Annotated in this window: 12 protein-coding genes and 1 riboswitch; of the genes, 7 read left to right on the top strand and 5 right to left on the bottom strand. The window is 37.9% G+C overall.

The window, feature by feature from the left end; genetic code table 11:
- Positions 1–54: 54 nt before the first annotated feature.
- Together Q0X66_RS03490 and metK are read right to left on the bottom strand one after the other, a co-directional pair.
- Positions 55–1,347 (bottom strand): O-acetylhomoserine aminocarboxypropyltransferase/cysteine synthase family protein, encoded by a 1,293-nt coding sequence (locus Q0X66_RS03490; RefSeq protein ID WP_297703218.1) that lies wholly within the window; start codon positions 1,345–1,347, stop codon positions 55–57.
- A 181-nt stretch (positions 1,348–1,528) separates the two neighbouring features.
- Positions 1,529–1,640, bottom strand: a riboswitch (SAM riboswitch).
- A gap of 76 nt (positions 1,641–1,716) precedes the next feature.
- The gene (metK, locus tag Q0X66_RS03485) at positions 1,717–2,973 is read right to left on the bottom strand and encodes a methionine adenosyltransferase (protein ID WP_297703216.1); all 1,257 of its coding nucleotides are present in this window, start codon (positions 2,971–2,973) and stop codon (positions 1,717–1,719) included.
- A gap of 354 nt (positions 2,974–3,327) precedes the next feature.
- On the opposite strand from metK, the gene Q0X66_RS03480 reads away from it, so the two are divergent.
- A complete protein-coding gene (locus Q0X66_RS03480) occupies positions 3,328–3,942 on the top strand; it encodes a deoxynucleoside kinase (protein WP_297703214.1) in 615 nt (204 codons plus the stop codon).
- A 68-nt stretch (positions 3,943–4,010) separates the two neighbouring features.
- Here the strand turns inward: Q0X66_RS03480 and Q0X66_RS03475 are convergent, their stop codons facing one another.
- The 3 genes from Q0X66_RS03475 to Q0X66_RS03465 form a co-directional block, all read right to left on the bottom strand.
- Positions 4,011–6,401: a sodium-translocating pyrophosphatase gene (locus Q0X66_RS03475; RefSeq protein WP_297703212.1), complete on the bottom strand. Its 2,391-nt coding sequence runs from the start codon at positions 6,399–6,401 to the stop codon at positions 4,011–4,013.
- An 87-nt stretch (positions 6,402–6,488) separates the two neighbouring features.
- Positions 6,489–8,981 carry a DUF5686 family protein gene (locus tag Q0X66_RS03470; RefSeq protein ID WP_297703210.1) on the bottom strand — a complete coding sequence of 831 codons (2,493 nt, stop codon included), beginning with the start codon at positions 8,979–8,981 and terminating at the stop codon, positions 6,489–6,491.
- A 159-nt stretch (positions 8,982–9,140) separates the two neighbouring features.
- The gene (locus Q0X66_RS03465) at positions 9,141–10,118 is read right to left on the bottom strand and encodes a pyruvate dehydrogenase complex E1 component subunit beta (protein WP_297703208.1); all 978 of its coding nucleotides are present in this window, start codon (positions 10,116–10,118) and stop codon (positions 9,141–9,143) included.
- 186 nt (positions 10,119–10,304) lie between these two features.
- On the opposite strand from Q0X66_RS03465, the gene Q0X66_RS03460 reads away from it, so the two are divergent.
- The 6 genes from Q0X66_RS03460 (at position 10,305) to egtB (ending at position 16,429) form a co-directional block, all read left to right on the top strand.
- Positions 10,305–11,051, top strand: a complete 747-nt coding sequence (locus Q0X66_RS03460) for an electron transfer flavoprotein subunit beta/FixA family protein (protein WP_297703206.1) — start codon at positions 10,305–10,307, stop codon at positions 11,049–11,051.
- Between the two features lie 59 nt (positions 11,052–11,110).
- Positions 11,111–12,079 (top strand): electron transfer flavoprotein subunit alpha/FixB family protein, encoded by a 969-nt coding sequence (locus Q0X66_RS03455; protein WP_297703204.1) that lies wholly within the window; start codon positions 11,111–11,113, stop codon positions 12,077–12,079.
- 85 nt (positions 12,080–12,164) lie between these two features.
- Positions 12,165–12,794: a bifunctional nuclease family protein gene (locus Q0X66_RS03450; protein WP_297703202.1), complete on the top strand. Its 630-nt coding sequence runs from the start codon at positions 12,165–12,167 to the stop codon at positions 12,792–12,794.
- An 18-nt stretch (positions 12,795–12,812) separates the two neighbouring features.
- Positions 12,813–14,276: a nucleoside transporter C-terminal domain-containing protein gene (locus Q0X66_RS03445; RefSeq protein WP_297703200.1), complete on the top strand. Its 1,464-nt coding sequence runs from the start codon at positions 12,813–12,815 to the stop codon at positions 14,274–14,276.
- Between the two features lie 109 nt (positions 14,277–14,385).
- Positions 14,386–15,210: a thymidylate synthase gene (locus Q0X66_RS03440; protein WP_297703198.1), complete on the top strand. Its 825-nt coding sequence runs from the start codon at positions 14,386–14,388 to the stop codon at positions 15,208–15,210.
- Positions 15,211–15,268: 58 nt separating this feature from the next.
- Positions 15,269–16,429, top strand: a complete 1,161-nt coding sequence (gene egtB / locus Q0X66_RS03435; RefSeq protein WP_297703196.1) for an ergothioneine biosynthesis protein EgtB — start codon at positions 15,269–15,271, stop codon at positions 16,427–16,429.
- The last annotated feature ends 11 nt before the right edge of the window (positions 16,430–16,440 follow it).

The following is a 16,440-nucleotide window of genomic DNA, read 5'->3' as shown; positions in this document are numbered from 1 at the left end:
CTATTAAGAGTTATACACTCCACTCAGCCTATGTCAGTATTGTTTTGATAACTACTATGCCAGAACAGATTTATCAATTGTTGCAAAAGCCTGTTTCAGATCGGCTTTAAGATCATCCAGATTTTCCAATCCAACAGATAAACGTATTAAATCTTTAGTCACTCCTGTTGATTCCTGTGCTGCATCATCTAATTGTTGATGTGTAGTACTAGCCGGATGAATTATTAAAGATTTAGTATCGCCAATATTGGCCAACAAGGAAAAAATTTGTGTTCCGTCAGCTATTTTCTTTGCGGAATCATATCCCCCTTTAACACCAAATGTTATTAGCCCACTTTGTCCTTTTGGTAAATATGCTTCTGCCTCAGCGAAATACTTACTGCTTTTTAGGCCGGGATAATTGACCCAGGTAACTTCATCGCGTCCTTGGAGCCATTCAGCCAATTCTAGCGCACTATCACTATGCTTTTTCATGCGTATTTCGAGAGTTTCCAGACCTTGGATTATTTGAAAGGCATTAAATGGGCTCAGACAAGCACCATGATCCCTTAAGCCTTCGATTCTAACCTTAGCAATAAATGCAGCCGGCCCCAGTGCATCATGATATACTAAACCGTGATATCCTGCCGAAGGTTCTGTAAATTCAGGAAATTTTCCGTTTGCCCAATCAAAGGTTCCGGCATCTATTACTGCACCCCCAAGTGCTGTACCATTACCATTGATATATTTAGTAAGAGAATGAATTACAATATTGGCTCCATGCTCAATCGGGTTTAACAAGGCTGGTGTTGCCACTGTATTATCAACAATGAAAGGAATTTTAGCAGCCTTTGCTTCTGCTGATATCGCTTTTAAATCAAGAACATCCAGCTTTGGATTTCCCAGTGACTCTACAAAAATTGCACGTGTATTCTCCTTTACAGCCTTCCCGAAATTTGACGTGTCTGAAGGGTCAACAAATGTTGTAGTAATTCCAAACCGGGGTAGGGTAACACTCAATAAATTATAAGTCCCCCCATATAGGCTATTGGAAGCCACAATATGATCTCCTGATTTCAAGAGAACTAAAAGGGCCGTATTAATAGCTCCTGTTCCCGAAGAAGTAACGACTGAAGCAATACCACCTTCCAGTGCAGCAAGCCGTTGTTCTAAAATATCATTCGTAGGATTGTTTATTCTGGTGTATATATTACCGAACTCCGCTAAAGAAAATAAATTAGCTGCATGTTCAGAATCATTAAATACATAGGCTGTACTTTGATAGATAGGGACTGCCCGCGTACCCCCATTTATAGTTGTGTCATGTCCTGCGTGCAATGCATTGGTAGAAAATTTGTGTTCACTCATGATGTTTGTTTCTGTGTATTCGCTATGAATACCGGTTCTTAATAATAATTGTTTTCATAACGATCTTTATATCGTCATTAAATATAAAATTCAGTACAATCCAAACCTAATTGCTACACTGAGCAGTTGGGAAATATTAAAATGTTATTAAGAAAGACAAATTACCTCAGGTAATTCTTTTATGTTATCTGTCACAATTTTCATGTGATAGAATTTAGCACCTTCTTCGCATTGGACACGAAGGGTTGCTAAGGCTTCAAAGGGTCTATTCCCTCCACCTTTCTTGATAACTTTTCAACAAGTGATTGAACTTAGTAAAAGCAAATATAGGTATGGAAAAACTGATATTCCTATTATTTGTACAAAAAATTACAAATTGAACGCCAATTTCACCTTATCTATCATATCCAATTTCTCCCAGGTGAATAACTCTACCTCTTTTTCAACCCTACCATTATATGGGGATTCAAATACTTTAGACACCATTTTGGGCTCTTTCCCCATATGGCCATAAGCCGCTGTTTCAAAATAAATCGGATTTCTCAGCTTAAGTCGGTCTTCTATCGCAAATGGCCTCATATCAAAGAGTTCGGCTACTTTCTGCGCTATTTCTCCATCACTTAAAGCTACTTTTGAAGTTCCATAAGTATCTACATAAATAGAAGTGGGCTCAACAACACCAATGGCATAACTTACTTGCACCAATATTTCTTCAGAAACTCCGGCCGCAACAAGGTTTTTTGCAGCATGTCTGGCGGCATACGCGGCGCTGCGATCTACCTTACTAGGATCCTTCCCGCTGAAAGCACCTCCTCCGTGTGCACCTTTACCTCCATAAGTATCTACAATAATTTTTCTTCCTGTTAATCCGGTATCACCATGGGGTCCTCCGATGACAAATTTACCGGTAGGGTTTATATGATACGTAATTTTATCATTAAACAAGGCCTGGGTGTTCTGCGGTAACTTTGCAATCACTCTGGGCATTAAAATAGTGATAAGATCTTCTTTGATTTTTGACAACATTTTAGCATCATCTTTATCAAACTCATCATGCTGTGTAGATATGACGATAGTATCAATCCTATCAGGTGTATTATCATCCGTATATGCTATGGTAACCTGTGCTTTTGCATCCGGCCTCAAATAAATAATCTCCTTATTTTCTTTTCTTAAAAGTGATAGCTCCTTAAGTATTCGATGTGAAATATCCAATGCCATGGGCATAAAATTTTCACTTTCGTTGGTCGCATAACCGAACATCATACCCTGGTCACCTGCACCCTGTTCTTCCTTCTTTCCCCGATCAACACCCCGATTTATTTCTTCAGACTGTTCATGTATCAATGAAATGACTCCACATGAATCACCACTAAACTGATACTCCCCTTTGGTATAACCAATCTTATTAATAACATCACGCGCTATTTGCTGCAGATCTACATAGGTGTGACTATTAACTTCTCCGGCCAATATAACCTGACCTGTAGTTACCAGGGTTTCACAAGCGACCTTACTTTCAGGGTCAAAGGCTAAAAAGTTATCTAATAAAGCATCACTAATCTGATCTGCAATCTTATCCGGATGTCCTTCGCTAACAGATTCTGATGTAAACAAATAGGCCATAAATAGTTACTTTTTAAAAATTAAAATCGATTTGACGGATGCTTGAAAAGAAGTTTACAACTCAGATTGATCTGTAGAAACTGCTTTAGCATTTTTTTTTTGCAGAACCTGAATGATGGTTAAAATAGTAATTTAAACTATTCAAAAATTGGAGTCTGCATAAGAGGTTGCAATCAGTCAAATCCCTCCTCTTATATAATGGTGACAAAAGTACATAAATGCCATTGAAATAAAAATTTTGATAAAATATAATTATCTCTTGTATTTCAACAACTATTTTTTCTCTTCCAGAAGATACTTTGTATATTGTGTTTCTCTTAAATTTAAGACACCAACCATAAATTCAAACACTATATGCATATTGCCGTTGCTGGAAATATAGGAGCCGGAAAAACTACCCTCACCAGGCTTTTAGCAAAACATTACAGATGGGAGGCACATTTTGAAGACGTAGTTGACAATCCGTATTTGGATGATTTTTACAATCAGATGGAACGCTGGAGTTTTAACCTGCAGATTTATTTCTTAAATAGCAGATACAGACAAATTCTAAAGATCCGGGAATCGGGGAAAAATATAATCCAGGACAGAACCATTTACGAAGATGCCCACATTTTTGCACCTAATTTACATGCTATGGGCTTAATGACTAACAGGGATTTTGGTAACTACTCAAGCCTTTTCGAACTTATGGAGACCCTTGTAGAGCCTCCTGATCTTCTAATTTACCTAAGAAGTTCAATTCCCAATTTGGTGAACCAGATTCACCAACGAGGCAGGGATTACGAAAATTCCATATCTATTGATTATCTAAGTCGGTTAAACGAGCGATATGAAGCATGGGCCCATGGTTATGAAAAAGGTAATTTATTAGTAATTGATGTGGATCAATTAAATTTTGTTGATAATCCTGAACATCTGGGCGAGGTGATTAATAAGATAGACGCCGAAATTCACGGACTTTTTTAGACCTAATAACTAAAAAAAATTCCCAAGCTGAGCTTAGGGATTTTTTTTATGACACATTAAATAGCTCCCTATTCTTCTGTCACTTTTTTTACAACCTTTTCTATGCGGATTTTCGCATTATTATCGGTTTCATTAAGTGACTCTATCTGCGCACTAACTTCTTCCTCACTACCTTCAAAAATAAGCTCACGAATATTTTCCGTTCCGTCTTCCATAGTAGTTATAGTGACAACTGCCTTTACAAGATCGTCATCGTTTTTTTTCATCTCAACATGCACTTCCTTTTTGACCTCGACAATAGCTTTTTGTTCAGTATACGCGGTTAAGGTATCTGAAGATATCGCAATACTCGGTGCGATTACCAAAGCAACAACTGACATTAGTTTTAAAAGGATGTTCAATGAAGGTCCTGAAGTATCCTTGAAAGGATCTCCAACGGTATCTCCTACTACCGCCGCTTTATGAGCATCTGTGCCCTTACCGCCATCTGCCTCAATCATTTTTTTGGCATTATCCCATGCACCGCCGGCATTAGATTGAAATATCGCCATAAGCACACCACAAGTAGTTACTCCTGCTAAAAGGCCTCCAAGCATTTCTGCGCCGCCGATAAACCCAACTGCCACAGGTACTGCTATAGCCAATATTCCCGGAAATACCATTTCCTTAATAGAAGCTTTTGTTGATATATCTACACACTTATCGTATTCGGCATACCCATCTGCAGCATCAAATATTTTTCTATCCTCAGCGGTTGCCTTAGACATATCTGAATCATACTTTCGCATTACTTTCAATGCAGCATGTAATTGTGGTATATCTCTAAATTGTCTGCGAACTTCTTCTATCATTGCCATTGCGGCCCTACCTACTGCATTCATTGATAAAGCGGAGAACACAAAAGGAAGCATCCCCCCCACTAACAAACCAGCCATAATATCAGGTCTGGAAACGTCTATGGCAGTAACATTGGCTACTTTCATAAAAGCTGCAAACAAGGCCAATGCAGTTAATGCTGCAGAGGCAATTGCAAAACCCTTCCCTATAGCTGCTGTCGTATTCCCTACTGCATCTAATTTATCTGTACGCTCCCGAACTTCCTTAGGCAATTCGGCCATTTCGGCAATCCCGCCAGCATTATCAGAAATAGGACCATAAGCATCAACTGCCAGTTGAATACCCGTGTTTGCGAGCATTCCAACCGCTGCAATTGCAATTCCATATAAACCTGCAAAATGATGTGAAATTAAAATAGCCGCAGCTATTAACAAGATTGGGACTGCTGTAGACATCATGCCAACACCCAGGCCCGCAATAATGTTAGTAGCGGCTCCTGTATCGGATTGCCTTACTATAGATTTAACCGGTTTTGTTCCTGTACCTGTATAATACTCTGTTATTTTACCAACACCAAAACCTGCAATTAAACCGGCAAGGGTTGCAAAGAAAACACCTAATGCTCCAGAGGGCAATCCTTCAATACTTTCAGGCAACATACCTGTTATTATAAAATAGGAAGCGATTATCATTAATCCTCCAGACCCGAATTCGCCTAAGTTTAATGCTTTATGCGGGCTTCCACCATCTTTTACCTTAACAAAAAACGTACCTATAATAGACATTACAATACCAACTGCAGCCAATACCAATGGCAAATACACTGCTCCTAATCCTCCAAATTCAGGAGTGAAAATAAAAGCTCCCAGAACCATAGTACCAATTATAGAACCAACGAACGATTCAAATAAATCGGCTCCCATACCTGCAACATCCCCAACATTATCACCAACGTTATCTGCAATGGTTGCCGGGTTTAAAGGATGATCTTCCGGAATACCGGCTTCAACTTTACCAACCAAATCCGCTCCAACATCCGCTGCCTTGGTATAAATACCACCGCCAACACGAGCAAATAATGCAATAGATGATGCTCCTAATGAAAATCCGGAAAGTACATTTAGTACCATCGGAATATTTTCAGCTCCGGGCCAAATTATCTGGTAAATCATAAACAACCCACTCAATCCAAGAACACCCAGACCTACAACACCTAATCCCATTACAGAACCACCTGCAAAAGCTACTTCCAAAGCCTTACCTAAGGATTGTCTTGCGGCTTGTGTTGTTCTAACGTTTGCTTTAGTAGCAACGCGCATTCCTATAAAACCGGCCAAGGCAGAGCAGATGGCACCAACAATAAAAGAAACTGCCACCATTCCATTTGAACCTTCCTCATAATTCCCCTTGAAGTACAATAAAATGGCCACAGCCACAACAAAGATTGATAAGATTTTGTATTCTGCCTTTAAGAAGGACATTGCTCCATCAGCAATATGTTTGGCTATCCTTGCCATTTTTTCATTGCCTACTTCTTGTTTGGAAACCCAAATATTTTTTATAAATACAAAAAGCAGTGCTAAAACACCAAAAGCTGGTAAAAGGTTTACTATTAATTCCATATTAGTTAGTTATTTGCTATTTAAAACGGGTGCAAAAGTAGTAAAATGGATTAGAATAAAAAAGCTTAAATCGTTTACCCTTAAGATTTAAAAACTAAAACCAAAGGTTCCCTTAATACTAAAAGGACGAGCATCCGGATTCTCCAGGTAATTGCCTCTGAAATTGAAGTCGATTCTAAAAACCTTAAAGATATTACCAATGCCAAAGGAGTATTCCCAGTAAATCTTATCGGAAGGGGCTATTAATGGAATATTTGTCGGACTGCTCAGTGCAATATTTTCATCCGTTAAAGTACCCCATGCTCCTCTTAAACCTACTATTTCTCTTAAATTCCAATTCCGAATAATAGGTATCCTTGAAAAAATCCGGCCATTAAAATTATGTTCCAAATGAATAGTGGCATAGGTATCTGTTACAAACTCGTAAAAATTCAAGTTTGGAAATGTATTATAAATCGTCCATAATGTTTGGTTTCCAGGTATTACGCTCAATAGGCCAAGCGGTACAGATCCGAACGTCTTACCAACCTCAACAGTACTTGACAATCTTCCAAAACCTCCAATCTGCCATGGTTGTGTATAAGAAAACTGAATTTTTTCAAATTCAAAATCACTTTGAAAGAAACCTTTTAACCCTTTTGTGTAATTTAATAAAAGTGTGCTATAATTATCATTTACATTTCTGCGCTCTACTCCACTGCCAATAGTTCTTTTACCCGGCGTGTATAATAGTATTGTACTTAATTCAAACTGTTTTATCTCTGAAGATATTCCTGTAGGAGATGTGGGATCTATATAATCCAGACTAAATGAATCCGGCAGGGCAGAGCTCAATGTTCGATAAGAACTCCCGAAGCGAATCCGCAAATTAGTTAGAGGCTCAATATCTGTATTGAAAGTAGTAAGGTTAATATTGGTAAGCCTGTCATTGGCGCCAACGGTAAATATTGCGGAAGAGGCCACACTTCTGCCAAGCACATCTGTTGTTTGGGTAAGATTAATTCCCAATTGCTCTATGTCCCGGCGGTTACCTCCGGAAAGTATTAGTCTGGTCTTTTTATCCAGCAGCCACTTGCCCGAAATACCATACTTAAATTTTTCATCCTTAAATCCATATGCCATATACCCTTCTATACGCCATGGGTCATTTTGTCCAAAATAGGTTCTGGCCCCGCCTCTCAATCTAATTCCTTCGGCCTCGTTATACCCAAAACCACTATAAATACTCCCAAGATCAATATTCCATTTATCAATTTCTACATAACCAGATGCCAAAACACTTACAATGTCATAAGCTGTATTAAAACGCGGTACAGTCTTTAAGGTATCTAAGAGAGAATAAATCCCCTGTTCGTCTTTATTAAGGGATTCCAATCGATTATTTTCCCAAAATACGCTATCCCTTTCAAAAGTTATTGGGTTAAAAGGATCCGTCTTATTTTTATAAAACTGTTTAGGCCTTTCAACATTAAATTTATAATTCCCATAAACTGTAGTTCTTTTTCCATAGACCCCCTTTGACTTTTCTTTTTTAAAGAAGCTAAAATCACTAAGCATATAATCTCTTTTTAGCAAGAATACCGAATCATTAACTACCTCGAATTCCTGCTCAATATAAATTTCTTTCACCCAATTTATATTGGCACTTTTTGTAACCTCCAGGTTGATTTTCTTTATGGCGAAAGTTGAATCATTTACCCAAAAATCACCTTTAAATGTGAGTTCATTTTTACGCCTGGGGTAATAAATAATATGATAGCACCATTTATTTTCTATGTAAGCACTATCTGAAAGCACGTAATTATAGGTATCAATTCCGGCTTCGGAAACGGGACTGGGGAAACTCTTGTCAAAAAACTTTAAATACTTATCATAAATATCATATTCCGAATAAAGATCCTTTACAAATCCTATTATGGCCTGATTATTACTAAATCCCGAATTTTTATTTCCTAAAACATCCTCTTTGGTCTGGGTAAGAATATTATCACCATATACTTTACTTGAGGTTTCATTTAAAAAAATTGGTAAATAGGTTTTCCCGGTAATTCTTGAAGTATCCAGATCCTGAAATATAAATTCCATTCCTTTGAAAAGTTTACTCGTCATCATAGCGCTATCAATAGAATTAAGGTCAAATTCTACCTTTTCATATTTATCATATTGATATTGATTAAACATTCGAAGACCATTGATCTTTTTTTTAGCCCATATTTTCTTTAGTATATCTATTGCGGGATTATTCTTCTTAGATTGTTTCCCCATATAGACCACAACCTCATCTAATTGTTCACCATGAAACATTACAACTTTGAGATTATAGTTTACACGTTTTGGCAATTCTAATTCCTCTGTTTTATAGCCAATAAATGATATGATCAGTGAATTGTATTTTTTTGAGGATTCTAAATAGAATAAGCCATCTTCGTTAGTTATGGCCCCCTCGGTAGAGCCTTTAAATACAACATTGGCAAATGCGACAGGGACACCTTCCTCATCAACTACAATACCACCAGCTTTTGTCTGAGACCAGATAAATAAAGGCGCTAAAAAAAGAAAGAATAGCTGGAATCTTTTCATTAGTTTAGAATATTGCAATTCTCGATCCAAAGTAATCGAAAATGCAAAATTTGCAATTATGGTTTAGGGTAAATTGACTTCGAATAGAATTCCTTTCATGAAAAAGCTTCGTCCAACCTTGGTCGACGAAGCTAAGATACCTTTACAAAATCACTTAATTTATTTATATAACACTTTCTTAACAGCCTTTATCACATCTTTATAGTTGGGGATCCATTCTTCCAACAATACAGGGGAGTATGGTGCAGGAGTATCCGCTGTATTTATTTTTATGACAGGTGCGTCCAGATAATCAAAAGCTTCCGATTGTACCAAATAAGTTATCTCCGTTGCAACGTTTCCAAATGGCCACGCCTCTTCCAGAACAATTAATCTGTTTGTTTTCTTTACAGATTTTAATATCGCTTCCCTATCCATTGGCTTTACAGTACGCAGGTCAATTATCTCACAACTAATACCTTCCTTCTCCAATTCGTCCGCTGCTTTATAAGCTTCTTTAATGATTTTTCCGAAAGAAACAATGGTAACATCATTACCTTCTCTTTTTATTTCTGCTACTCCCAAAGGAATAGTATATTCTCCCTCAGGAACTTCACCTTTATCTCCATACATTTGTTCAGACTCCATAAAGATAACCGGGTCATCATCGCGAATTGCCATTTTCAAAAGACCTTTAGCATCATTTGGATTAGAGGGTATAACCACTTTTAAACCCGGACAATTGGCAAACCAGCTTTCAAATGACTGTGAGTGTGTCGCACCCAATTGGCCTGCAGAGCCTGTAGGTCCACGAAAAACAATTGGGCAATTAAACTGACCGCCGGACATCTGTCTGATTTTTGCAGCGTTATTTATTATCTGATCTATACCCACCAGAGCAAAATTAAAGGTCATAAATTCAATAATAGGCCTGTTACCGTTCATTGCAGATCCAACACCTATTCCTGCAAATCCTAATTCAGAAATTGGAGTATCAAGAACACGATCAGGCCCAAATTCGTCTAACATTCCTTTTGATGCCTTATAGGCGCCATTATATTCTGCGACCTCTTCACCCATTAAATAAATGGATTCATCTCTTCGCATTTCTTCTGTCATTGCTTCAGCGATTGCCTGCCTAAATTGTATGGTCTTCATCTTATTGTGATCCCCCTTTTAAAAAATTCATTTTCAAATGCCAACAAAAATAGGAAAATATCTACCAATTAACCCTGCCAGAGTATTAAAAAAAGATGTAAAATTTACTATGCGTGCATAGTAAATTTGAAAATTAATAGCTATCTTAGCAGCCACATTTTTTAATGTACAAAACGCAAAATAAGCATGAAAATATTAGTTTGTATAAGTAACGTGCCGGACACTACTTCCAAAATCAATTTTACTGAAGGAGATACTAAATTTGATACCAATGGCGTACAATTTGTAATTAATCCAAATGATGAATTTGGTTTAACACGTGCCATGTGGTTTAAAGAAAAACAGGGGGCAACTATTCATGTAGCAACCGTTGGAGGTCCTGAAGTTGAGCCAACAATTAGAAAAGCTCTGGCAATTGGGGCAGATGAGGCTGTTCGTATAAATGCAGAACCAACTGATGGCTTGTTTGTTGCACAGCAGCTCAGTGAAGTTATTAAAACAGGTGCTTATGATCTTATCATAGCGGGCAGAGAATCTATAGACTACAATGGGGGTATGGTTCCCGGTATGATGTCAGCCATTTTAAATTTTAATTTTATAAATACCTGTATAGGGCTAGAAATTGAAGGAAATACTGCCACAGCTATTCGGGAAATTGATGGAGGTAAGGAAAAAATCTCTACTACGCTTCCCCTGATTATTGGTGGACAAAAAGGTCTGGTAGAAGAAAGTGACCTTCGTATTCCAAATATGAGGGGGATTATGACGGCTCGTCAAAAAAAGCTAAATGTCCTGGAACCAGTTGAAGCTAACCATGGAACAGAAGATATTAAATTCGAAAAACCTGCAGCCAAAGGTGCAGTGAAACTTGTGGAAGCAGATAATATTTCCCAATTAATTGATCTGTTGCACAATGAAGCAAAGGTCATATAAATATTAAATCAGCTTTCAAAGTTCACGGAAATTTTGAAATTAATCTATAAAAGAAAATTATGTCAGTACTTGTTTATACGGAATCCGATAACGGTAAATTCAAAAAAAATGCATTCGAGGCTGCCTCATATGCGCACAAGTTAGCGGAACAATTAGGCACTTCAGTTACCGCAATAACTATTAATGCCCCAGATTCTGAGGTAATTGGAAATTATGGAGTTTCAAAAATATTGAAAGTTACTAATGATAAACTTTCCATTTTTAACGCAAAGGCATTTGCAACAGCTATTTCTCAGGCAGTGGAAAATGAAGGAGCTAGTACTATTGTTGTTAGTTCCAGTACCGATACCAAATATATGGCTTCCATCCTCGCAGGGGCACTAAAAGCGGGATACTGCACTAATGTGGTTGCTCCGCCACTAAGTACTAATCCCCTGGTTGTAAAAAGAACGGCTTTTAGCAACAAAGGTTTTGCCCATACACAGTTTAAAACCGATATAAATATTATTGGAGTATCTAGTAATGCCTATGGAATATTTGAAAATAAAGTAAGCCCTAAGGTCGAGAACTTTGAACCTGATTTAAATGATTCCGATTTCTCTGTTCAATCAGTGAATATTGACAAAGTAGTCGGTAAAGCGACTATAGCCGATGCAGATATAGTCGTGTCCGGAGGAAGAGGATTGAAAGGTCCGGAAAATTGGGGCATGATTGAAGAATTAGCTGATGTTCTTGGAGCTGCCACTGCCTGCTCTAAACCAGTTTCGGATATGGGATGGCGATCACATAGCGAACATGTTGGACAAACAGGGAAACCTGTGGCCAGTAATCTTTATATTGCTATAGGAATCTCAGGAGCAATCCAACACCTGGCCGGAGTCAATGCTTCTAAGGTAAAAGTTGTAATTAATACTGATCCGGAAGCACCATTTTTTAAGGCTGCAGATTATGGTGTAGTGGGTGATGCCTTCGAAGTAGTACCCATACTCATTGAAAAATTAAAAGAATTTAAGGCCCAAAACGCTTAATTTTTGTTAATTTGTGCCCCCAAAAGGCTGTTAAAATATATGGACACCCTTTATTTAAACAACCATTGGAGGTTTACATACAAATATGAGCTTAGTAAGGTTAAAAATAAAAGGAATTTCCTATAGCCAAACACAAAACGGGGCTTATGCCCTTATTCTAAATGAAGTGGATGGCGACAGAAAACTGCCCATTGTTATTGGGGCTTTCGAGGCGCAATCAATTGCTATTGCCTTGGAAAAAGAGATTAAACCGCCCAGACCCCTTACTCATGATCTTTTCAAAAATTTTTCTGACCGGTTTGATATAGTCGTAAAGCAGGTAATCATCCATAAACTGGTGGATGGTGTTTTTTATTCCAGCATTATCTGTGAGCGTGATAAAATTGAAGAAATAATAGATGCCAGGACGAGTGATGCTATTGCTCTTGCTCTTCGCTTTAATGCACCAATTTTTACTTATAAAACCATTTTGGACAAAGCCGGTATTTTCCTTAAGTTTTCTTCAAAGGAGAAAGACAAGGAAGAGGGTGATGACAGTATTGTGGTTGATGAGATTCTGCAGGAAGGCGAAACTGTAGAAATAGATCCGGGTACAACTACTCCATATAAGGAATTAAGCCTCGAAGAACTCAACAAGGAATTAGACAAGGCTGTTAAAAGCGAAGATTACGAAAAAGCTGCAAAATTGAGAGATGAAATTTCCAAACGCAATTGATAATTTAGTATCTCTTCTATGAACCTCAGGTTTTGGATTCTTTTATTTTTATTCATTTTTTCATTACCTGTAATAGCTCAGGTAGCTACTATTCCGGATTCTCTGTCAATTACAATTGATACTACTACCTTAAATGACATTTCCACCCAGACAATAGACATTATAACGCCTAATCAGGGATTCTCCATTAACTCGCTTTGGAGAGGTGTTTTAGGGATGTTTATGCTCATTTTAATATCCTATATCTTCAGTGCAAACCGAAAAGCAATTAATTGGAAAACTACAAGTATAGGCGTTGTGGCTCAACTCCTGCTAGCCATAGGTATTTTGCAGGTACCCTTCATTCAGGACATTTTTAGGGTCGCCGGGCAATTTTTTGTAAATATTCTTGATTATACGCTTGTCGGCAGCGAATTTCTGCTGGGTAACTTGTTGAATGTAGATAATCCAAACATTGGATATGTCTTTGCGTTCCAGATTCTACCCACCATCATTTTCTTTTCTGCGCTTACCTCTGTGCTATTTTATTTAGGAATTATACAAAAGGTTGTCAAAGCTTTAGCCTGGTTACTCACAAAAACGTTGGGTATCTCCGGTGCTGAAAGCCTATCAGTAGCCGGTAATATATTTTTAGGACAAACGGAATCACCTTTACTTATTAAAGCATATTTAGAGAAAATGAACCGGTCAGAAATTCTATTGGTCATGATTGGAGGAATGGCTACTGTTGCTGGAGGGGTATTGGCCGCATATATTGGCTTTTTGGGAGGGTCAGATGAAATACTTCGATTAGAATTCGCAAGGCATTTATTGGCAGCTTCTGTTATGGCCGCTCCGGGAGCCATAGTTATATCTAAAATACTTTATCCGCAAACAGAAGCTGTAAACAAAGAGATCAAAGTATCCAATGAAAAAATAGGTTCCAATTTTCTTGATGCAATTGCTAACGGAACAACCGAAGGGCTAAAGCTGGCTGTAAATGTTGGGGCAATGCTATTGGTTTTTATAGCCTTTATTGCTATGATTAATGGTATTTTGGGCTGGATAGGAGACTTTACTACGCTTAATGAATGGATTTCTTCTAACACTGTATACGATTCCTTTTCACTTGAAGCCATTTTGGGGGCAGTCTTCGCACCATTGATGTGGCTTATTGGGGTAAATACTGAGGATATTATGCTAATGGGGCAATTATTGGGGATAAAACTGGCAGCCAGTGAATTTGTAGGTTATATACAATTGGCAGAATTAAAAAATGTCCTTAACCCTGCACATTTTGCTTATAATAAATCTATAATTATGGGCACTTATATGTTATGCGGTTTTGCCAATTTCGCTTCAATTGGAATTCAAATAGGTGGAATAGGTTCCTTAGCGCCCGGTCAGAGAAAAACACTCTCTGAATTTGGTATGCGAGCAGTTTTGGGGGGAACTCTTGCTTCGCTCTTGTCCGCTACAATCGCAGGGATGATATTGGGTTAGATCCTTTTTAAAAATCAGTAGGAAATCCGGCCTGGTTAATAAGTTTTTAAAACTCAAAAACCAATCCAATTTATCTTTTATTAAATTCGTCTTTGAAAGTTTACTTTTTATGAAACAATACCACGATCTACTAAAGCACGTTCTTAAAACGGGTGCTCAAAAATCTGACAGGACCGGAACCGGCACTTATAGTGTCTTTGGCTACCAAATGCGTTTTGACCTCAGTGAAGGTTTTCCAATGGTTACCACCAAAAAACTGCATTTGAAATCGATCATTTATGAATTGCTATGGTTTTTAAAAGGGGATACCAATATTAATTACCTGCAGGAAAATGGCGTCCGGATCTGGAACGAATGGGCAGATGAAAATGGGGAATTAGGACCTGTATATGGTCATCAGTGGCGTGATTGGAATGGAGAGAATATAGACCAGATTACAGAGGTCATTAAAACCTTAAAAGAAAATCCTGATAGCCGCAGGATGCTTGTCACCGCTTGGAACCCAAGTGTATTACCAGATACTTCAAAATCTTTTTCTGAAAATGTTGCTAACGGAAAAGCGGCACTTCCCCCCTGTCACGCTTTTTTTCAGTTTTATGTTTCTGATGGAAAATTATCCTGTCAGTTATACCAAAGAAGTGCCGACATTTTTTTAGGGGTTCCTTTTAATATCGCTTCCTATGCCCTCTTTACTCTTATGATGGCTCAGGTTTGTGGTTATGCCCCTGGTGAATTTATCCATACTTTTGGCGATGCACATATATACAACAATCACTTAGAGCAAATAGAACTGCAACTTAGCAGAGAACCCAGACCATTGCCAAAAATGGTCCTCAATCCTGAAGTCGAAAATATCTTTGATTTTAAATTTGAAGATTTTAAGCTGTTATATTACGATCCGTATCCGCATATCAAAGGAGCAGTAGCTGTGTAATTATTAAATAATTTTATCTCCGCGCATAAATCCCTATATTTAAAAGAAAAATTGCGCTATGCTCGTTACCGAGACACTCCTGGACACATTCCTAATCACCAGAAAAGAAAGTGAAACCATATGTGCCCCTTTGGAAATTGAGGACTATGTGGTTCAGCCCGTAGAAGATGTTTCCCCACCTAAATGGCATCTTGGACATTCGACCTGGTTCTTCGAAGAGTTTCTGTTAAAACCTTATTTAAAGGATTATAAGGTTTACGATGAAGACTTTTCATTTGTATTCAACAGCTATTATGAAACTGTGGGAAAAAGAGTCATCCGCGCAGACCGTGGCAATCTTTCAAGACCATCAGTCCAAAAGGTATATAATTATAGAAATTATGTGACTAATGCTATCAAAACACTTTTGGATACTGAACCAGACGAGAAACTTCTTCAACTTTTAGAAATTGGTATACACCACGAAAAGCAGCATCAGGAACTGTTATTAACGGATATAAAATACATTCTCGGTAATAATCCACTTTTACCAGCTTATACAGATACAATTAATGAACACAGGGAAGAAAGTCACCAACAGGATTGGGTTTCAATTGATGCCGGCATATATGAAATTGGCCACGACCTGGATAATTTTTGCTTTGACAATGAATTAGGAAGACATAAGGTGTATTTGCATGCTTACGAAATTTCAAATAAACTTATAACCAATAAGGAATATTTGGAATTTATTAATGATGGCGGGTATAATTCTTTTGAATTGTGGCATGCCGAAGGATGGGATTGGGTTTGCAAAAATCAGATTATTTCCCCCCTATACTGGCATAATATTAACAGAGAATGGCATAACTATACCCTTGAAGGACTGCGAAAAATTAGTCCAAATACTCCAGTTTCTCATCTTTCGTATTATGAGGCCTTTGCCTTTGCACAATGGAAGGGTTACCGCTTGCCAACTGAATTTGAATGGGAAGTAGCGCAAAAATATTTCCCATGGGGCGACCGATGGGAATGGACAGAAAGCACATACCTGCCTTACCCTGGTTATCAGAAAGAAGAGGGAGCATTGGGTGAGTATAATGGTAAATTCATGGTAAGTCAGAAAGTCCTTCGTGGAGGATCTTTCGCCACGCCGTCTAATCATACGCGCCCTACGTACCGTAATTTTTTTCACCCCCATCTAAGATGGCAGTATACCGGGTTAAGGTTGGCCAAATAATTACGACAAAA

It is taken from the genome of uncultured Eudoraea sp., assembly GCF_947260015.1.
Taxonomy (GTDB): Bacteria; Bacteroidota; Bacteroidia; order Flavobacteriales; family Flavobacteriaceae; genus Eudoraea.
This window is presented reverse-complemented; position numbering and strand designations above follow the sequence as displayed.